This is a genomic window from Bradyrhizobium sp. 157 (assembly GCF_023073815.1).
In the GTDB taxonomy this organism is placed as follows: Bacteria; Pseudomonadota; Alphaproteobacteria; order Rhizobiales; family Xanthobacteraceae; genus Bradyrhizobium.
Map to the genome: position 1 here is coordinate 426,060 of NZ_JADPKF010000073.1, position 19,593 is coordinate 445,652.

General features: G+C 63.1%; 16 protein-coding genes. 6 read left to right on the forward strand and 10 right to left on the reverse strand.

Annotation, left to right across the window (positions count from 1 at the left end; all coding sequences use genetic code 11):
• The first annotated feature begins 78 nt into the window (after window positions 1-78).
• Window positions 79-1,557, forward strand: coding sequence for a DHA2 family efflux MFS transporter permease subunit (locus tag IVA95_RS18020; RefSeq protein WP_247511677.1), 1,479 nt, complete (start codon window positions 79-81; stop codon window positions 1,555-1,557).
• Between the two features lie 171 nt (window positions 1,558-1,728).
• On the opposite strand, the gene IVA95_RS18025 is transcribed toward IVA95_RS18020, so the two are convergent.
• From IVA95_RS18025 to IVA95_RS18035, 3 genes are all read right to left on the reverse strand, one after another.
• The gene (locus tag IVA95_RS18025) at window positions 1,729-2,556 is read right to left on the reverse strand and encodes a Crp/Fnr family transcriptional regulator (RefSeq protein WP_247511741.1); all 828 of its coding nucleotides are present in this window, start codon (window positions 2,554-2,556) and stop codon (window positions 1,729-1,731) included.
• A gap of 213 nt (window positions 2,557-2,769) precedes the next feature.
• On the reverse strand, window positions 2,770-3,459 hold the full coding sequence (locus tag IVA95_RS18030) for an RlmE family RNA methyltransferase (RefSeq protein ID WP_247511678.1): 690 nt from the start codon (window positions 3,457-3,459) through the stop codon (window positions 2,770-2,772).
• Window positions 3,460-3,545: 86 nt separating this feature from the next.
• Window positions 3,546-4,496, reverse strand: coding sequence for an alpha/beta hydrolase (locus tag IVA95_RS18035; RefSeq protein WP_247511679.1), 951 nt, complete (start codon window positions 4,494-4,496; stop codon window positions 3,546-3,548).
• Between the two features lie 218 nt (window positions 4,497-4,714).
• On the opposite strand from IVA95_RS18035, the gene IVA95_RS18040 reads away from it, so the two are divergent.
• The gene (locus tag IVA95_RS18040; protein ID WP_213249851.1) at window positions 4,715-5,344 is read left to right on the forward strand and encodes a phasin family protein; all 630 of its coding nucleotides are present in this window, start codon (window positions 4,715-4,717) and stop codon (window positions 5,342-5,344) included.
• A gap of 86 nt (window positions 5,345-5,430) precedes the next feature.
• On the opposite strand, the gene IVA95_RS18045 is transcribed toward IVA95_RS18040, so the two are convergent.
• Window positions 5,431-6,474 (reverse strand): Ppx/GppA phosphatase family protein, encoded by a 1,044-nt coding sequence (locus tag IVA95_RS18045; RefSeq protein WP_247511680.1) that lies wholly within the window; start codon window positions 6,472-6,474, stop codon window positions 5,431-5,433.
• Window positions 6,475-6,693: 219 nt separating this feature from the next.
• On the opposite strand from IVA95_RS18045, the gene IVA95_RS18050 reads away from it, so the two are divergent.
• On the forward strand, window positions 6,694-9,069 hold the full coding sequence (locus IVA95_RS18050) for a xanthine dehydrogenase family protein molybdopterin-binding subunit (protein WP_247511681.1): 2,376 nt from the start codon (window positions 6,694-6,696) through the stop codon (window positions 9,067-9,069).
• A gap of 278 nt (window positions 9,070-9,347) precedes the next feature.
• Here the strand turns inward: IVA95_RS18050 and IVA95_RS18055 are convergent, their stop codons facing one another.
• Window positions 9,348-10,142: a hypothetical protein gene (locus IVA95_RS18055; protein WP_247511682.1), complete on the reverse strand. Its 795-nt coding sequence runs from the start codon at window positions 10,140-10,142 to the stop codon at window positions 9,348-9,350.
• Between the two features lie 174 nt (window positions 10,143-10,316).
• On the opposite strand from IVA95_RS18055, the gene IVA95_RS18060 reads away from it, so the two are divergent.
• The 3 genes from IVA95_RS18060 to IVA95_RS18070 all read left to right on the forward strand — a co-directional run bounded on the left by IVA95_RS18060 (window position 10,317) and on the right by IVA95_RS18070 (window position 13,813).
• Window positions 10,317-10,805, forward strand: a complete 489-nt coding sequence (locus IVA95_RS18060) for a YaiI/YqxD family protein (RefSeq protein ID WP_247511683.1) — start codon at window positions 10,317-10,319, stop codon at window positions 10,803-10,805.
• 3 nt (window positions 10,806-10,808) lie between these two features.
• Entirely contained in the window at window positions 10,809-12,623 is a 1,815-nt protein-coding gene (locus IVA95_RS18065; protein WP_247511684.1) for an ABC-F family ATP-binding cassette domain-containing protein, read from the forward strand.
• 107 nt (window positions 12,624-12,730) lie between these two features.
• Complete coding sequence (locus IVA95_RS18070; protein ID WP_247511685.1) at window positions 12,731-13,813, forward strand: D-TA family PLP-dependent enzyme; 1,083 nt, start codon at window positions 12,731-12,733, stop codon at window positions 13,811-13,813.
• Window positions 13,814-13,919: 106 nt separating this feature from the next.
• Here IVA95_RS18070 and IVA95_RS18075 read toward each other — a convergent pair whose 3' ends face one another.
• The 5 genes from IVA95_RS18075 to mmsB form a co-directional block, all read right to left on the reverse strand.
• Window positions 13,920-15,155, reverse strand: coding sequence for a TIGR03862 family flavoprotein (locus tag IVA95_RS18075; RefSeq protein ID WP_247511742.1), 1,236 nt, complete (start codon window positions 15,153-15,155; stop codon window positions 13,920-13,922).
• Between the two features lie 136 nt (window positions 15,156-15,291).
• Window positions 15,292-16,209: an SDR family NAD(P)-dependent oxidoreductase gene (locus IVA95_RS18080; protein ID WP_247511686.1), complete on the reverse strand. Its 918-nt coding sequence runs from the start codon at window positions 16,207-16,209 to the stop codon at window positions 15,292-15,294.
• Window positions 16,210-16,327: 118 nt separating this feature from the next.
• On the reverse strand, window positions 16,328-16,807 hold the full coding sequence (locus IVA95_RS18085; protein ID WP_247511687.1) for a MaoC family dehydratase: 480 nt from the start codon (window positions 16,805-16,807) through the stop codon (window positions 16,328-16,330).
• Between the two features lie 3 nt (window positions 16,808-16,810).
• Window positions 16,811-18,541, reverse strand: coding sequence for an AMP-binding protein (locus IVA95_RS18090; RefSeq protein ID WP_247511688.1), 1,731 nt, complete (start codon window positions 18,539-18,541; stop codon window positions 16,811-16,813).
• A 144-nt stretch (window positions 18,542-18,685) separates the two neighbouring features.
• Window positions 18,686-19,573 carry a 3-hydroxyisobutyrate dehydrogenase gene (mmsB, locus tag IVA95_RS18095; RefSeq protein ID WP_247511689.1) on the reverse strand — a complete coding sequence of 296 codons (888 nt, stop codon included), beginning with the start codon at window positions 19,571-19,573 and terminating at the stop codon, window positions 18,686-18,688.
• Between the last annotated feature and the right edge of the window lie 20 nt (window positions 19,574-19,593).

Sequence of the window (19,593 nt, forward strand, 5' to 3'; positions counted from 1 at the left end):
GTTCCGCAATGGCTTGTGTGACGGCGGGATGATACAGGCCCCTCGCCTGCCTGTTTCTCTCTCCGGCCCCCGATCCCGATGGATAAGCAACGCCTGATCCCGCTGATCGTCGCCACCGCCCTGTTCATGGAGAACATGGACTCGACGGTGATTGCGACCTCGCTGCCGGCGATCGCGGCTGACATCGGCACCAGCCCGCTGACACTGAAATTGGCGATCACGTCCTATTTGCTCTCGCTCGCCGTGTTCATTCCGGCCAGCGGCTGGACCGCGGACCGTTTCGGCGCGCGCATGGTGTTCTCGATCGCCATTGGGGTGTTCATGATCGGGTCGATCGGGTGCGCGCTGTCGCAGAACGTCACCCATTTCGTCATCGCCCGCATCCTGCAGGGCATGGGCGGGGCGATGATGACGCCGGTCGGGCGGCTGGTGCTGTTGCGCTCGATCGACAAGAGCGCGCTGGTCAATGCGATGACATGGGTAACAGTGCCGGCTCTGGTCGGGCCGGTGATCGGCCCGCCGCTCGGCGGCTTCATCACCACCTATTTCTCCTGGCACTGGATCTTTCTGATCAACATCCCGATCGGGCTGCTCGGCATCTTCATGGCGATGAAGTACATCGACCCGATCAAGAGCGAGGATCCCGAGCGCTTCGATCTCTACGGGCTGGTGCTGGCCGGGATTGGGCTAGCCGGCATCGCCTTTGGCCTTTCGGTCGCGGGCCTCAACTTGTTGCCCTGGCCTGTTGTCGCCGGCCTCGTCGCAGTCGGCACCATCTCGATGACGCTCTATGTCATGCACGCGAAACGAACCGGCTCGCCGGTGCTGGATTTCTCGCTGCTGCGACTGTCCACCATGCGCGCCAGCATTATCGGCGGCTTCCTGTTCCGGCTCGGCATCGGCGCGCTGCCGTTCCTGCTGCCGCTATTGATGCAGGAAGGTATTGGGCTGACGCCGTTTCAGTCCGGCATGGTGACGTTTGCCTCGGCCGTCGGCGCCATGGGGATGAAGACGCTGGCGGCGCGGATCATCCGCGCCTTCGGCTTCCGCTACATGATGACGGTCAACGCCGTGATCAGCGCGGTCTTCCTCGCGGCCTGTGCATTGTTCACGGTGACGACGCCGCTGTTGCTGATCTTCATCATCCTGGTGGTCGGCGGCTTCTTCCGCTCGCTGCAGTTCACCGCGATTAACACCGTCGCCTATGCTGAGGTCGAACCGGCGCAGATGAGCAGAGCGACCACGCTCGTCAGCGTCAATCAGCAACTGGCGATTTCCGCGGGCGTCGCCGTCGGCGCGTTCTCGGTGGAATCGACCATGCTGTACCAGCATGTCACCGAGTTGGGTGCCGGCGTATTCCCGCCCGCGTTCCTCGTGGTCGCGATCATCTCAGCGGCGTCGGCATACTTCTTCTGGCAGATGCCAGACGACGCCGGCCACGAGATTTCGGGACGAAAGGTCGTCGAGATCTCCAGCCGCAAGGCTGCAGAAAAAGCAGCGACCAAGAAGGCCGCCAGCGAAGGCACCGAGGACGCGCGGGATCAGCGGCTGGGGTAATTCGGGGCCCTTCACGCCCGGTGTTTTTCGCACGCACCTCTGATCTGCCAGTCCAATCACGAATGGTTTGCCCGGGAGGCCTGGGTTCACGAGCCCGGAAGAGAAATGGCGCTTGCTCGGGACCGCTTTCGCCCTGCAATCGACGTCGAGCCGTTGAGGCCTGCAGCCCGGTCAATGACCTCTCAATGACCCCTTTGGCCGTTGGCCGGTCGCACCCCGCGCGGGAGTGCGCTGCCGCTCTTCGTCCGCATTGGCAAACAGGGAAGCTTCGGCCATAGGCGCCGATTTCATTTCGTCCGTCAGGACGATGCGATCGATTCGACGGCGCATGAGTTGGTAGCACTCACATGTCGCCGCCTCGAGCCGCGGCCTGTCAATCTCGATCGAGCCGCGCCGATTGGATCGGATTCCGCCCGACTCGCGCAGCTTGCATATGACATGCGTCACCGTCGGGCGGCGCACACCGAGCAATTCCGAAAGCGTGTCTTGCGTCAGCGGCAGGATGTCGCCGTCGGCACGATCGCGGAGCTGCAGCAACCATCTTGCCAGCCGGGCCGTCACCGAGTGCAGCGCATTGCAGGCTGCGACGTGTTGGAATTGGGCCATTAGCGCCCTGGTGTGGGTTTGAACCGTTCCCCTCAAGGCGCCGCTGCGTTCAAGCGACGCCTGAAACTGTGCTGGCGAAATCTGCAGCGCAGTCCCCGCCACCCGCACCACCGCCGTCATCGGAGAGCGGGAAGGCCCCAGACTCGTCAGGACACCCACGGCTCCTTCATTGCCAACGACGGCGGTCGCGACGGTTTGTCCGCTCGGCATATCCATCACGAAAGCGATCAGGCCGCTAAGCGGGAAATAAATCCGTTCTATTGGATCGCCCGACCGCACCAGCACGGCGTCACGTTCAAGGCTAACCAATCGGAAATGACGCACAAGCAAATCGAGGTCTGCCGGCGGCAACGCAGCTAACAATCGATTGCCAACTCTGGTCCTCTGCTCCATCACGGGAATACTCCTTCCCAGACGGAGGCGCGGCTCGCTGCAGAAATTCCCGGTGGCGTCAGCGCTGCAAGCGGTAAACAGACCACGCCCGAGTAATGAAATACGCCGTATGAGAGGAAAGTTCCAGAGGAATCGCCAAGACCTAGCGCCCGCTTGCGCCCTCTACTACAACTGCTGGAGACGCTATCAAGTCACGCACCGCAAAGGTTGCGCTCAGAGCTGACTGCGGTGCCCTCGAAATCCCATCGCCAGCACGTAGCGCTCCGAGGAATCCTGCCGGCTCGATGCCGGCTTGACGTGGCGCACGCTGGAAAAGTCGCGCTTCAATTGCGCGACAAGTTCAGCATCGGCGCCGCTTTGAAAGACTTTTGCTAAGAACGTCCCACCGGGATTGAGCACCTCGGAGGCAAACGCCGCGGCCGCCTCGACGAGGCCGATGATGCGGAGCTGATCGGTCTTGCGGTGGCCGGTGGTGTTGGCCGCCATGTCGGACATCACAACATCGGCGCGCCCGCCCATCATTGCGATCAGCTTTTCGGGTGCGTCCTCGGCCAGAAAGTCGAGCTGCGCGAAATCGACGCCGGGAATTTCCGGCATTTCCAGCAGATCGATCGCGACCACTTTGCCCTTGCCATTGATCGCGCCGACGCGCTTGGCCGCGATCTGGCTCCAGCCGCCGGGGGCGGCGCCGAGATCGACCACGGCGTTGCCGGGCTTGAGAAACCGATACTTGTCGTCGATTTCGATCAGCTTGTAGGCCGCGCGCGAGCGATAGCCCTCCCGCTTGGCCTTCGCCACGTAGGGATCGTTGAGCTGCCGCTCCAGCCAGAGCTTTGATGACAGCTTGCGCTTGCCCGCGCTCTTGACCGTGACGTGCAGCCGTCCGGTAGTGTCTTTCGCCATATCGATACTTGTCTTGAAATGCCAGCCCGGACCCGGAGCCTGGAATCAGTAGCACGGAAGTGGATGCGCGTTGAAGCGCCAGCCCCCTATTTGATCATGGCGATTTCCAGGGACTCGACGGCCTGTGCAATAGCGGTGCTGTCGGCATAGGTCACCATGTGTCCGGCGTCCGGCATGAGATGCAGGTCGGAACGACCAAGCACCCTGTGTAGACGCATGGCCTGTTCGGGTTCGATGATCTGGTCTCCCGTTCCATGGAAGATGTGGACCGGGCACCGAATGCTCGAATAACGAAATTGGAACTGTGCGGCTTGGGGAATAAGGAACGCGCTTTCCTCAGCGGCCGCCCTTAGCTGTTTTGGCCTGAGCGTCAGGGACGCTGGAAAGCCATGCTTGAAGTTTTCCGGGACAGCGCGGGGCGCAAAGAGCTTGCGAATAAGGGCCGGCAAAATGGCCCATGAGATCATCGGCGCAACCGTGTAGCGGACCAGGTCCCCTAAGACCGGTATCGCCGGACCTGATAGCATCCAGAAGTCCCACCGCGGCGTGGGGAAGTAGTATCCCGAGGCAAGCACAAGACCGCGGATCGGGTAGTCGTTTTGAAATCCGATCGCAGCAGCAACCAGCGTGCCCCAGGAGTGGCCGAGCACAACGGGATCGCGCACGCCGAGCTGTTTAAGCGCCTTTACAAACAGCGCCGCCTGGGACGTTGCAGTCCAGATCCGCGCACGCGGCCGCTGACTGTATCCGAAGCCCGGCCGATCAAAGCATATGACCCGGCTGCGGCTGGCTAGACGATCCACGAGTCCGCTGATGATGAAATCCTGGATCATCGTGCCGTTGCCATGGAACAGCACGACGCACCGAGCTGCCGGGTCGCCCCGTTCGAGGTAATGCAGCCGCACACCATCGCACTCGATGAAACGGCCGATCGGTGGGTTCTTTCGTTCGGCCAGGAACGAGAACACTATATTCCCGATCACCAGAACAAGGAGGACACCGATAACGACGACAAGGATGGCTTCGGCAGTGGACATTCGCTGAGCCTCGTGATGTGCGTAGCCAGCCGAATTGCGGCGGGTGAAGAGCCAGTCTGCGGCACAACAGCGACATGTTGCCGACGTTCCTAAGTAGGCGTTGCGAACTAAACGAGAAGCGCGGAAAAGTTCGGAAGGCTTGGAACGGTCCTACAGCGATTGCGTTGCTCGGGACGGAGCTGGGGAAGTCATCCACCTGCAATCAGCGGAGAGATAAGATGGCAAACCCACGCCAAGAGGAGAAGTCTACCCAAGGTATGGAAGACGCAGCACGCCGCGCCGGCGAGAAGACTGCTGAGCAGACCAGCCGGTTTGGACAAGCTGCAGCCGAGCAGACCACGCGCGTCGGACAAGTGGCGGCCGAAGCCGGCGAGGAAGTGGCCCGGGCAAGCGCTACTCTATTCCAGCAAAACGCCGAGACGTTACAGAACACCTGGCGCTTCGGCCTGGATATGGCGACGACCGTCATGGGGCGGTCCACCGAGCAACTTGGTCGTACGCTCGGCCTGTCAGGAGAAGGAGTGCAACAGGCAACCGAACGATCGGCCCGCAACGCGCAAACCATCCTTTATACCGGCACAACTGCTGCCAAGGTGATGGGTGGCATCTCGCAGGAATACCTGCAGTTGGTTCGGCATCAGGTCGAGACGAGCATGGACCGCATGAATGAATTGTGGGCCTGCCGAACGCCTCAGGAGGTTGCTGCCGTTCAGACGGACCTGGTACGTGAGACCGTGGGATCTGTTCTGGAGAGCAGCCGTCGGATAGCCGATATGTCGCTCAAACTGGCCGACGATGCCGGAAAGCAGATTAAGCAAAATATGGAAGAGGTGCGGCGTGCCGCCTAGTGCGGCCCTCCCGCTCAGCTTTCAGGGAAGAGCGGCTGGCTTTCAGCCGCTCTTCCGGTTTTCGGGCATAACCGCGAGCCTGCGCATCAGCACGGCCGCAGCGCTCCGTCCTCGCGCATCATCTCGACCAGCATGCCCTCGCGCAGGCCGCGGTCGGCGACGCGGAGCCGAGGCAATGGGAAGGCTTCGCGGATCGCGTCGAGAATGGCGCAGCCGGCCAGCACCAGATCGGCGCGCTCGACGCTGATGCAATTATTGTTGGCCCGCTCCTGATAGCTCATGCCGAGCAGCCGCTGAATCACCGCGGTGACGTCGGGGCTGTTCATCCAGACGCCGTCAATGCGCCGGCGGTCGTAGCGCGCCAGATTGAGATGGATGCCGGCAAGCGTCGTCACGGTGCCCGAGGTGCCCAGCATATGCATGTCACGCAAATCAGCGCCGTGCTCGGCCGCAAACGGCGTCACATATTGCGCGACTTCGCGCACCATCCGGGCATAGGATTCCGCCGTGACGTCACGTCCGCCGAAATGCTCGGCCAGCGTGACGACGCCGAGCGGGACGGACATCCAGGCCCTGATCCGAGGCGGCGCATTCTGCTGTTTCGGATCGCGCTCGATCCGCACCAGCTCGGTCGAGCCGCCGCCGATGTCGAACAGGATCGCGCCCCGCCCTTTTGCGTCGAGCAGCGGCGAGCAGCCGATGACAGCGAGTGTTGCCTCGGTCTCGCGATCGATCACCTCGAGCCGGATGCCGGTCTCGCTCGCGACACGGGCACGAAAGCTGTCGGCATTGTCGGCGGCGCGGCAGGCTTCGGTTGCAATCAGCCGCAGGCGCTTGGCCTTGCGGTAGCGGATCTTGTCGCTGCAGATGCTGAGCGCCGCGATGGCGCGCTCGATCGCCGCCTCGCTGATGGAACCGGTTGCGGAAATGCCCTCGCCAAGCCGGATGATCCGTGAAAACGAATCCACGACGCGAAAACCGTCGCCGGCCGGGCTGGCGATCAAAAGCCGGCAATTGTTGGTGCCAAGGTCCAGCGCGGCATAGACACCGTTTGCCGTGGCGGCCGCAACCGACCCTGACGGGCTGGCGCGGGCCTCAAGGGCTTCGCGCAGCCGCGTATCGTGGTTCATCAAAACTGTCTTTCCGCAGGCCGCTTCCGGGCCGCCGAAGAAATTACCGTTCACGGAAACTTTAGCAGCGCCAAGGGGCTACGCAACAACCCATCACATAGGACTATGCCCAATCAGGCGTTGTCGTGCATGACGCGGTGCGTTATCTGACCGGGAACTCGCGGAACCCAGAATCCAGCAAGAAATCCAAGAGAATCCCCAGCATTTCAGGTGCTTTCGATGCAAGATCACACGCCGGCCCCCTCTCTGGACAACGCTATCGCACTGCAAAAATACGGTGTGGGGCAGCCAGTGCGCCGCAAGGAAGACGACACGCTGGTGCGCGGCAGGGGCAAATACACCGACGATTTCACCCTGCCCGGCCAGGCCTATTGCTGGGTGGTGCGCTCCAGCCATGCCCACGGAATCATCAGGGGGATCGACACGGCCGCCGCCAAGGCTATGCCGGGCGTGCTCGGCGTCTGGACCGGCAAGGACCTCGAGGCCGCCGGCTACGGCCCCTTCACCTGCGGCCTGCCGCTGAAGAGCCGGGATGGATCGCCGCTGTTGCAGACCAACCGTCCGGCGCTGGCGACCGACAAGGTGCGCTTCGTCGGCGACCCCGTGGCCTTCGTGGTCGCGGAAACGCTAGGGCAGGCGCGCGATGCGGCGGAGGCCGTCGAGCTTGACATCGAGCCGCTGCCTGCCGTGACCGATGCGGCGGAAGCCGCAAAGCCCGGCGCGCCGCAGCTTTACGATCACATCCCGAACAACGTCGCGCTCGACTACCACTATGGCGATACGGCCAAGATCGCCGCCGCGTTCGCCGCTGCCGCGCATGTCACAAAACTCGATATCGTCAACACCCGCGTCGCCGTGGTATCGATGGAGCCGCGCGTGGGGCTGGCCGCCTACGACAAGGCCGCCGAGCGCTTCACGCTTCATGTGCCGACGCAGGGCGTCTCCGGCAACAAGGTGACGCTGGCGAAAATCCTCAATGTGCCGAACGACAAGGTGCGTATCCTGACCCCCAATGTCGGCGGCTCCTTCGGCATGAAGAACGTCAGCTATCCCGAATACACCTGCATCCTGCACGCCGCGAAGGTGCTGGGCCGTCCGGTAAAATGGACCGACGAACGCTCGACCAGCTTCCTCTCCGACAGCCACGGTCGCGCGCAGCTCATCCACGCCGAACTGGCGCTCGACGCCGAAGGCAAGTTTCTCGCGGTGCGGCTCTCGGGCTACGGCAATCTCGGCGCCTACATCACCGGTGTCGCGCCGGGGCCGCTGTCGCTCAACACCGGCAAGAACCTCGCCAGCGTCTACCGTACTCCGCTGCTTGGCGTCGACATCAAGACGGTTTTGACCAACACAACCTTGATGGGCGCCTATCGCGGCGCCGGCCGGCCGGAGGCCAACTACTACATGGAGCGGCTGATCGACCGCGCCGCCGACGAGATGGGCATCAACCGGCTGACGTTGCGCAAGCGCAACTTCATCAAGCCGTCGCAACTGCCGTTCGCGGCGGCGAGCGGCGTCACCTATGACAGCGGCGATTTCGCAGGCGTCTTCAACAAGGCGCTGGAGATTTCCGATCACGCCAATTTTGCCAAGCGCAAGAAGGAGAGCAAGAAGAACGGCAAGCTGCGCGGCATCGCTGTCGGCTCGTACCTCGAAGTCACCGCGCCGCCGAGCGGCGAACTCGGCAAGATCACCTTTGAGCCGGACGGCTCAGTGAAGCTGACTACCGGCACGCTCGACTACGGCCAGGGCCACGCTACGCCGTTCGCGCAAGTGCTGTCGGCGCAGCTCGGCGTTCCCTTCGAGAAGATCACCATCGAGCAGAACGACAGCGATCTCGTCCGCTTCGGCAACGGCACCGGCGGCTCGCGCTCGATCACGGCAACGGGTCAGGCGATCGTGGAAGCCTCCTCGCTTGTGATCGCAAAAGGCAAGCAGGCGGCCGCGCACCTACTGGAAGCATCCGAAGGCGACATCGAGTTCGCCAATGGCCGCTTCACCATCGCCGGCACCGACCGCTCGATCGGCATCATGGATCTGGCAAAGCGCCTGCGCGAGGGCAAGATGCCCGAAGGCGTGCCGCTGTCGCTCGACGTCGACCATGCCACCAAGGACACGCCGTCCACCTTTCCCAATGGCTGCCATGTCGCGGAAGTGGAAATCGATCCCGAGACCGGTGTTGTGCAAATCGTGCGCTATTTCGCCGTCAATGATTTCGGCACCGTGATCAATCCGATGATCGTCGCCGGCCAGTTGCACGGCGGCGTCGCGCAGGGCATCGGCCAGGCGCTGATGGAGCAGGTCAGCTACGATGCCAGCGGCCAGCCGATCACCGGCTCATTCATGGATTACGCGCTGCCGCGGGCCGAAGACATTCCGCCAATGGAAATCGGCGACCACCCCTCGCCGGCCAAATCCAATCCGCTGGGCACCAAGGGCTGCGGCGAAGCCGGCTGCGCCGGCAGCCTCGTCTGCATCGTCAACGCGGTGATCGACGCGCTGTCGGATTACGGCATCACACATATCGACATGCCGCTGACGCCGGAACGGGTGTGGCGGGCGATTCAGGATGCCAAGGCGAAGCAGGCGGCGTAGCGCGCCGCTACTGGCCACATAGGAAACTGTCGTCACCCGCGAAGGCGGGTGACCCAGTATTCCAGAGACGTTAGTGATCGAGCCGTGAGGCCGCGGCGTACTGGATTCCCCGCCTTCGCGGGAATGACGAGTTGATAATGTTGCCCGCAGTCGCCTCAAACAACACTCGTCATGCGCGGGCTTGACCCGCGTATCCATCAACCTTCAAAAGAGTCTTTGGAAGCGTGATGGATTGCCGGGTCAAGCCCGGCAATGACGAATAGAGCAAGCCAGCTCCACTACGCCGCGACTTGCTCGCGCGGCTGGTAGATCGCGATGTGGTGGCAATGCGCCAGCGGCGTTTTGCCGTTGCCGACGACCAGCGCGTCGAGTTCGACGAAATGGTGGCCCTTCTTGTCGTAATTGCCGATCACCTTCGCACGCGCCGTGATGACGTCGCCGGCCTTTGCCGCTGAAAACAGTTGCATGCGGCTGCCGACGTGAATCCATGGGCCCAGGATGGCATTGTCGACCAGCACCCGGTTCATCATCCGCTGCAGCAGGCCGGGATGACCGAGACCTTCCCTCGCGTAGATCGTATCGGTTTCCCTGATGTCGGCGAGATATCCCGTGGCCGCTTCACCCGCCCAGTCGCGCGGGGTGGTGCCGAGCCATTTGCCAACTTCATAGGAAGACGCGTTCACCGGCTTGCGCTCCGCGACCGCCGCGACTTCCTGGTAATCTGCGATCGAAACAGCCGGTGCGGAGACCGGCAAGGACGCGGTGCCGGTGGCGCAAAGCTGGCCGCGGCTCTGCACCTCGATCGACAGCACGCCGTTGTCTTCTTCCGCTGTCAGCTCGGCGAGTTCGCCGTCATAGACCGGCTTGACGAAACGCGCCTCGATCAGTCCGCGTTCGAGGAAGGCACGGCCCCATTTGGCGACCGGCTGATGCATCATGTAGGCCATCACGTTGACGCCGGGGACCAGTCCACCCGAAAATCCGAACCGCTTTGCCACGGTATCGTCATGCATCTTGTTTTCGGATTGTTTGGCGGTGTTGTAGGCCTGGACGCGATACGGCTCGATGGGCATGCCGGTTTCCTGTTATTTTTGGTTTTTTTCCGCCGGTTATGGTACGCGAAGAATGTGCCGAGGCAAGCGTGTTCCCACCTCCCTGTTTTCCTCGCATTCCGGCATCGAATAGGTTACCACGCGCGTTCCAAAGAGCCGCGATCGAACCGATATGCCTGACGAGAAATGCCTGACGTGAACCCGACCCGCATCTATGTTGATGCCGATGCCTGCCCGGCGAAGGATGAAATCTATCGCGTCGCGACCCGCCACGGCCTGCCGGTCAGCGTCGTTGCGGGAAATTTCATCCGCGTGCCGCAGGATCCGCTGATCGAGCGCATCGCTGCCGGTTCCGGCATGGACGCCGCCGACAACTGGATCGCTGAGCGTGCCGGCCGCGGCGACATCGTCATCACATCGGATATTCCGCTCGCCAGCCGCTGCGTGAAGGCCGGCGCGGAGGTGATCGCGCCGAACAGCAAGCAGTTCACGGAAGCATCGATAGGCATGACGCTCGCGGTGCGCAATCTGATGACGGATTTGCGCTCGTCCGGCGAACTCACTGGCGGACCGAAATCCTACTCCCCGCGCGACCGCTCGGCGTTTCTGTCAGCGCTCGATCAGACCATCCGCCGCATCCAGCGCCAGCGCGCGCAGCAGCAGTCTGCGCCAAACCAGGGTTAAACGATGGCGCCGCCGCTGATCCAGTTGAAAGATATAAGGCTGACGTTTGGCGGCACGCCGCTGTTATCGGGCGTGGAATTGTCGGTGTCGTCGGGCGAGCGCGTCTGCCTGATCGGCCGCAACGGCTCCGGCAAATCGACGCTGCTCAAGATCGCCGCCGGTCTGGTCGAGCCCGACAGCGGCAGCCGCTTCGTGCAGCCCGGCGCCACCATCCGCTATCTGCCGCAGGAGCCCGATTTCGGCGACCACAAGACCACGCTGGCCTATGTCGAGGCAGGCCTCGGCCCCGGCGACGATCACTACCAGGCGCGCTACCTTGTCGAACAGCTTGGGCTCTCCGGCGATGAAGACCCCGCGCATGTCTCCGGTGGCGAGGCCCGCCGCGCCGCGCTGGCGCGGGTGCTGGCGCCCTCGCCCGACATTCTGCTGCTGGACGAGCCAACCAACCATCTCGACCTCCCAACCATTGAATGGCTGGAAGGTGAACTGGCGAGCCGCAAATGCGCGCTCGTCCTCATCAGCCACGACCGCCATTTCCTCTCGAACCTGTCGCGTTCCACCGCCTGGCTCGACCGCGGCCAGATCCGGCAGATCGATCGCGGTTTCTCCGCCTTCGAGGCCTGGCGCGACGAAGTGCTGGCGGAAGAAGAGCGCGAGCAGCACAAGCTCGACCGCAAGATCGTCAACGAGGAACACTGGCTGCGCTATGGCGTTTCCGGCCGCCGCAAGCGCAACGTCAAGCGGCTCGGCAATCTGCACGCGCTGCGCGACCAGCGGCGAAATTATCGCGGTGCTGATGGCAATGCCAACCTCGCGGCCGCCGAAGCTGAAAAATCTGGCCGGCTGGTCATCGAGGCGAAGAACATCGCCAAGGCCTATGGCGAGCGCAAGATCGTGGAGAACTTTTCGACCCGAATCCAGCGCGGTGACCGCATCGGCATAGTCGGACCGAACGGCGCCGGCAAGACGACACTGGTTCATCTTTTGATCGGCAACGATCCGCCCGATATCGGCACGGTCCGGCTCGGCGCCAATATCGAGATGGCGACCCTCGACCAGCATCGCGAAAGCCTCGATCCGAAATCGACGCTGGCGGACGCGCTGACCGGCGGCCGCGGCGACCATGTCATGGTCGGCGGCAAGCCGAAACACGTGGTCAGCTACATGAAGGACTTTCTCTTCGCGCAAGAACAGATGCGCACGCCGCTGGAGGTGCTTTCCGGCGGCGAGCGCGGCCGGCTGATGCTGGCGCGCGCGCTGGCCAAGCCGTCGAACCTCCTGGTACTGGACGAGCCAACCAACGACCTCGATCTCGAAACGCTCGACGTGCTCGAGGAGATGCTTGGCGATTACGAGGGCACGGTGATCCTGATCAGCCACGACCGCGACTTCCTCGATCGCGTGGTGACGTCGGTGATCGTGCCTGAAGGCAATGGCCGCTGGATCGAGTATGCCGGCGGCTACACCGACATGCTGGCCCAGCGCGGCGAGGATTTGTCGCGGGAATCTGTCAAGGAACCGGCGCCAGTTGAGGAAAAGAGAGAGACCAGAGCTACGGCCCCTTCCGCCGCCCCAAAGCGCCGGCTGAACTTCAACGAAAAGCACGCGCTGGAAACGCTGCCGAAGAAAATCGCAAAACTGCAGGCCGAGATCGCAAAGCAGCAGAAGCTGCTTGACGATCCCGATCTCTACGCCAAGGATCGCAAGAAGTTCGACGCGGCATCTGCTGCGATCGCCAAGGCGCAGGAAGAACTCGCGGCCGCCGAGGACCGGTGGCTGGAGCTTGAGGTTTTGCGCGAAGAGATCGAGCAGGCGTAGGATGGGTGGAGCGAAGCGATACCCATCATGATGCCTCGACAAGATTGATGGGTATCGCTGCGCTGCACCCATCCTACGGGTTCACGATTTCGAACAGAGAGAAGAGCATGACAACGCCCCTCGCCGCAAAAATCGCCCGCGAATACGGCACGCCCTGCGCGGTCATCGACATGGACCGCGTCGAGCGCAACATCGCGCGGGTTCAGGTCGCCTGCGATAGCGCCGGTGTCGCCAACCGGCCGCATATCAAGACCCACAAGAGTCCGCTGCTGGCGCAGATGCAGGTTGCGGCCGGCGCCAGGGGCATCACCTGCCAAAAACTCGGCGAGGCCGAGGTGATGGCGGAAGCCGGCATCGACGACATCCTGATCAGCTATAATCTGATCGGCGAGGAAAAGATGGCCCGGCTCGCGGCGCTGCAGGCCAAGGCCAACATGACGGTGGCCGCCGACAATTCGACCGTGATCGCCGGCCTGCCGCAGGCCGCTGCAGCTTCGGGCCGACCGCTGTCGGTCGTGGTCGAATGCGATACGGGGCGCAAGCGCGCCGGCGTCGAAACGCCGGCCGAAGCGATTGCGCTGGCACGCGAGATTGCGGGCTCGAAGGGGCTGCAATTTGCGGGCTTCATGCTGTACCCGACCGAGACCGGCTGGGCTGAGGCACAGAAGTTTTTCGACGAGGCGCTGGCGGGTGTCCGCGCGCACGGGCTCGATGCGACGATGGTTTCGACCGGCGGCTCGCCCAATCTGAAGAATCTCGGCAAGCTCAAGGGCGCGACCGAACACCGGCCGGGCACTTATATCTACAACGACCGCATGCAGGTCGCGGCCGGCGTCGCCGAATGGGACGATTGCGCGCTGAACATCTATTCCACAGTCGTGAGCCGCGCCGCCCCGGACCGCGGCATTCTGGACGCCGGCTCGAAGACACTGACAGCGGACCCCGGCGGCGGCCTCGACGGTTACGGATTGATCCTGGAGCATCCGGAGGCCAGGATCGCGCGCTTTGCGGAAGAGCACGGCTTTCTCGATCTGGCCCGCAGCAACACGCGACCGAATGTCGGCGACGTCGTGCGGATCGTGCCGAACCATGTCTGCGTCGTCGTCAATATGATGGACGAAGTGGTGATGGTGCGCGGCGACGAGATCATCGGCACGCTGCCGGTTGCGGCGCGGGGAAAGCTGCGGTAACCGCGCGCACCCGCATCTCGTCATTGCGAGAAGCGAAGCGACGAAGCAATCCATTCCTCCGCTTGTGGCGACATGGATTGCTTCGCTCCGCTCGCAATGACGGAGGTTAGATTTTGCGATCGAGCCAATTCAGCGCACCCCCGCCCGCCGCCATCCCGGTCGCAAACGACGCTTGCAGCAGATAGCCGCCGGTCGGCGCTTCCCAATCAAGCATCTCGCCGGCGGCGAACACGCCCGGCAGGCGCCGGATCATAAAGGCGTCGTCAAGTTCGTCGAGGGCGATGCCGCCCGCCGTCGAAATCGCGCGCGCGATCGGCGCGATGCCGTTGAGCTGAACGGACACTGCCTGAATCAAGCTGGCGAGATCGGCCGGAGAAAGCGCGGCTAGTGACTTCCCGTATGTCTTGGCTGACTCCTGCAACAGCCCGATCGCGGTGGGCGAAAGATTTGCCGTCTTGCGGAGAAAATTCGAGAAGGACTGCTTGCCCTTGGCTGCGGACAATTTCGCTATCAGTTCACCGGTCTCCGCGTCGGGACGTAAGGCGATATTCAGTGTTGCGTGCCCATCGCGCAGGATGGCCTCACGCAACTCGGCAGACAGCGCATAGATCGCGCCGCCCTCGATGCCGGTGCGAGTGACGATGGCTTCGCCTCGCACGGTATGCGCTCCAAAGATCAGCGCCACGCTCTTGAGCGGTTGACCTTCAAAGCGGTCGCGGAAAATTTCCGACCAGGCGACGGTGAAGCCGGAATTGGCCGGCCGCAGCGGCGATATCTTCACGCCTTTCGCGGCGAGCATTTCCGTCCACGTGCCGTCTGAACCAAGCCGCGGCCAACTCGCGCCCCCGAGCGCCAGCACGGTTGCGCGAGGCTCGACGACGAGCGGTCCACCAGGCGTTTCAAAGCGCAGGCGGCCCTGCTCATTCCAGCCGGTCCAGCGGTGGCGCAGCGCCAGTCTTATGCCCATCGCATCCAGCCGCCGCAGCCAGGCCCGCAGCAAAGGCGACGCCTTGAACGCTTTTGGAAACACCCGTCCGCTGGAGCCGACAAAGGTCTCCTGCCCAAGCGCGTCGCTCCAGTCGCGCAACGCCTGCGGCGGAAATGCTTCGATGGCGGTTTTCAGGTGCGGCATCGCCTCGCGGTAGCGGGCAAGGAACTGCGGCAACGGCTCGCTGTGCGTGAGGTTGAGCCCTCCGCGCCCCGCCATGAGAAATTTGCGGCCGGCGGATGGCATCGCGTCATAGACGGTGACGCTGACGCCGCCTTGTGCGAGCACTTCGGCCGTCATCAGCCCGGCGGGACCGGCGCCGATGACGGCGATGTGTTGTGACGGCAATGGCATGACGGGAACGTAGGCCGAAGTGGCGGTGCGTAGGGTGGGCAAAGCGAAGCATGCCCACCATTATTCACCGACGACGAGGATGCATGGTGGGCACGGCGCTAAGGGCGCCTTTGCCCACCCTACGCGTGCCTTAAAGCTACAGCTTGATGCCCGCCCGTGCCGCGGCCTGGGCGACATACTTCTGCGTCTGCTCGAAGGCGCCCTGCAGCGCCTTGGCTTTCGAGACATCGTCGATCTCGGCGAAATGTGCCGCGATCGCATCCGGCGTCCAGTCGGACTGCGGCAGGTTAACGCCTTCGGTTTCGATGATCTTGATCACCGCGAAGGAGCCCGCGCCCGCGCCCATGATGGTGCGGGTCGGGGCGTCTTCGCTCAGCAAGAATTCCACCGCCGGCGTGATCGCCTCGGGCTTCATCAGCGCCAGTGCCTGCGGTGGCAGCAGTTCCTCCGTCATGCGGGTCGCTGCAGTTGGTGAGATCGTGTTGACGCGGATGTTGTTCTTGCGGCCTTCCTCGGCCAGCACGTTCATCAGGCCGACCATGCCGGCTTTGGCCGCGCCGTAATTGGCCTGGCCGAAATTGCCGAACAGGCCCGACGACGAGGTGGTCAGCACGATGCGGCCGTAATTGCGCTCCCGCATGCCGGTCCACACCGCCTTGCAGCAGTAAAATGTGCCGACGAGATGGACATCGAGCACCTTGGCAAAGTCGGCGACATCCATTTTGGCAAATGACTTGTCGCGCAAAATGCCGGCATTGGCGCAGAGCAGATCGACACTGCCCCACTCCTTGGTGGCCCGCTCGACCATCGCCGTGACTTGTCCGAACTTGGAGACGTCGGCGCCGTCGGCCATCGCGGTGCCGCCAGCTTTACGGATTTCCTCGACCACGGATTCGGCCGGTGTCAGCGAGCCGCCGGTGCCGTCCCGCGCGCCACCGAAGTCGTTGACCACCACCTTGGCGCCGCGGCTCGCCAGCCCCAGCGCATGCGCCCGTCCCAGACCATTGCCCGCGCCCGTGACGATTGCGACGCGTCCGTCAAACCTGATTGCCATGATCGGAATTCCTGGATTCTCGTCATGCCCGGGCTTGACCCGGGCATCCATCAAAAAACGAGACGTTTTTGATCAAGGATGGGTTGCCGGGTCAAGCCCGGCAACGACGAATGAGGGGTCAATTGAAATAAATCAGCCCGATCCAGTCGGCGACCAACGCCGGCTTGTCCTCGCCCTCGATCTCGATGGTGACGTTGGTGCGCGACTGCAGCTCTTTCGGCTTGCGCAGCTTGGCTTCCATGAGCGTGAAGCGGCCGCGGACCCGTGAACCGGCGCGGACCGGCGACAGGAAGCGCAGCTTGTCGAAGCCGTAATTGACGCCCATCGACGTGCCCTCGATGACCGGCATCACCTCATAGGACATGATGCTCATGAGCGACATCGTCAGAAAACCATGCGCGATGGTATTGCCGAACTCGGTTTCCTTTTTCGCCCTTTCAGGATCGACGTGGATGAACTGATGGTCCTCGATCACGTCGGCGTAGAGGTTGATCCGGTTCTGGTCGATCAGGTGCCATGACGACACCCCGATTTCCTTGCCGACCATCGCCTGATAGGCCTCAAACGAGACCGGCGGCTTCTTCCAGACTTCATTCATTGACTAAGTCTCCAACCCGGCGGTCCGCACCTTCTGCAACTCCGGGAATTCTTCTTCGCGGAACTCGGCGCCGCGCAACGCGTCACTGCGGTTATTATCATGCTCAAGCCGGCGCAACTGCACGCGCCGGATTTTTCCCGAAATCGTCTTCGGCAGCTCCGTCACCAGTTCGATCTTCCTGATACGCTTGAACGGCGCCAGCCGCGTGTGCAGGTGTTTGAAGATCGACAGCGCCGTCTCCGGCGAGCGCTCCACGCCTGAGACCAGCAGCACATAGGCCTTGGGGATCGCGAGCCGGATCGGATCGGGACTTGGCACGACGGCAGCTTCAGCTACCGATTCATGTTCGAGCAAAACGCTTTCCAACTCGAACGGGCTGATGCGGTAATCCGACGATTTGAAGACGTCGTCGGAGCGACCGACAAAAGTGAGATAGCCCTCGTCGTCGGCAAACACCACGTCGCCGCTCCGGTAGAGATCGCCGTCAGCGCCGCTCAATTTGCCATCCTCGCCCTGATAGCCCTGCATCAGGCCTGCGGGGCGGTCGGCGCCGAGCACGAGTGTCACCTCGCCCTCCTTGGTGACGTGGCCGTCATTGTCGGTGATCCGCACCCGGTAGCCCGGCAACGGCCGGCCCATCGAGCCGACCTTGACCTTCTGGCCCGGCGAATTGCCGGCCAGTGCGGCGGTCTCGGTCTGGCCATAGCCGTCGCGGATGGTGAGCCCCCATGCCGCCTTCACCTGGTCGATCACTTCGGGATTGAGCGGCTCGCCCGCGCCGCAGACCTCGCGCAGGCTGACCTTGAAGTCCGCGAGCTTCTCCTGAATGAACAGCCGCCACACCGTCGGCGGCGCGCACAGCGTGGTGACGCCGCAGCGGCCGATCGTCGCGAGCAGCGCTTTTGCGTCAAAACGCGGCTGGTTGACCACGAACACGGTGGCCCCCGCATTCCACGGCGCGAAGAAGCAGCTCCAGGCGTGCTTGGCCCAGCCCGGCGAAGAGATGTTCAGATGGATATCGCCCGGCTGCAGGCCGAGCCAGAACATCGTCGAGAGGTGGCCGACCGGATAGCTGCGCTGACTGTGCCGCACCAGCTTTGGTTTCGCCGTGGTGCCCGAGGTGAAATAGAGCAACATCGGATCGTCGGCGTTGGTTGGGCCATCAGGCGTAAAATCGTCCGAGGCGCTGGCAGCCTGCTCGAACGGCAGCCAGCCATCGTGCTTTGACGTCGCACCAACCACGATGCGCACCAGCCCATCGCCGCCGAGGCCAGCAAACTTTGCGACCTGGTCCTGCGAGGCGACCACCGCCCGCGCCCTGCCCCGCTCGAGCCGATCGCGCAATTCATCGGGGGTGAGCAGCGTGGTAGCGGGGATGACGACGATGCCAAGCTTCATCGCCGCCAGCATGGTCTCCCACAGCGGCACGACATTGCCGAGCAGCAGCAACAGATGATCGCCGCGCTTCAGCCCCTTCGCGCGCAGGAAGTTTGCGACCTGATTGGAGCGGCGCGATAGCGTGGCGAAGGAGAGTTTTGTCTCCTTGTCGCCGGGATCGACGATCCAGAGCGCCGGGCGATCCCGGCTGTCAGGATTGCGCGCGAGCTCCGTGTCGAACCAGTCCAGCGCCCAGTTGAATGGAACCGGATCGGGCCAGCGAAACCCCTTCACGGCCGCATCGTAATCGGTGCGGTGCTTGAGCAGAAAGGCGCGCGCTTCCTGGAAGGTCGTCATGCTCTTCTCTCTGATGCCACCACACTCACGACCGTCATCCTGAGGAGCCGCGCCTGCGCGGCGTCTCGAAGGATGGGCCACGCACACCGCCTTTATCATCCTTCGAGGCTCGCTGTCGCTCGCACCTCAGGATGACGCAATAAATCATTTCGCAGCAAGGCTCCTAACGTGCTGGATAATTCCGGAAAAATCCACCCCGCCATGGCCGGCGGCATCAAAAGCCTTGTAGATCTCCTGCGCGTGCTTGCCGAGCGGCGTAGCGGCGCCGGTGGCATTGGCCGCGTCCTGTGCCAGCGTGAGGTCCTTTACCATCAAGGCCGATGCAAAGCCGGGCTTGTAACCGTTGTTCGCCGGCGAGGTCGGCACCGGACCCGGAACGGGGCAATAGGACGTCAGCGCCCAGCACTGCCCCGATGAGGTCGAGGCGACGTCGAACAGTGCCTGATGCGAGAGGCCCAGCTTCTCCGCTAGCGCAAAGGCCTCACCCACTGCAATCATGGATACCGCGAGTATCATGTTGTTGCAGATCTTGGCGGCCTGCCCTGCACCGGCGGCACCGCAATGCACGATCTTCTTGCCCATGTTCTCCAGCACGGGTTTCGCCGCCGCAAAAGCCTTTTCCTCGCCGCCACACATAAACGTCAGCGTCGCGCCCTTGGCACCGCCGGTGCCGCCCGACACCGGTGCGTCGACCGAGAGCATGCCGTGCTTGGCGGCCAACGCATGCGCCTGCTTGGCGCTTTCGACGTCGATGGTCGAGCAATCGATGATCAGCGTGCCCCTGGTCATGGCAGGGACGACTTCGTTCCAGACCGACAGCACATGCTTACCCGCCGGCAGCATGGTGATGACGACATCGGCGCCCTTCACGGCAGCCGCCGAACTGTCGGCGATGGCTGCGCCGTCGGCCTTGGCCTGATCGCGCGATGCGGCAACCAGATCGAACGCGGTGACCTTGTGGCCGGCTTTGACCAGATTAGCCGCCATCGGCCCGCCCATATTGCCGAGGCCAATAAATGCGATATTTGCCATCTCGAATCCTCCGCTAAGAC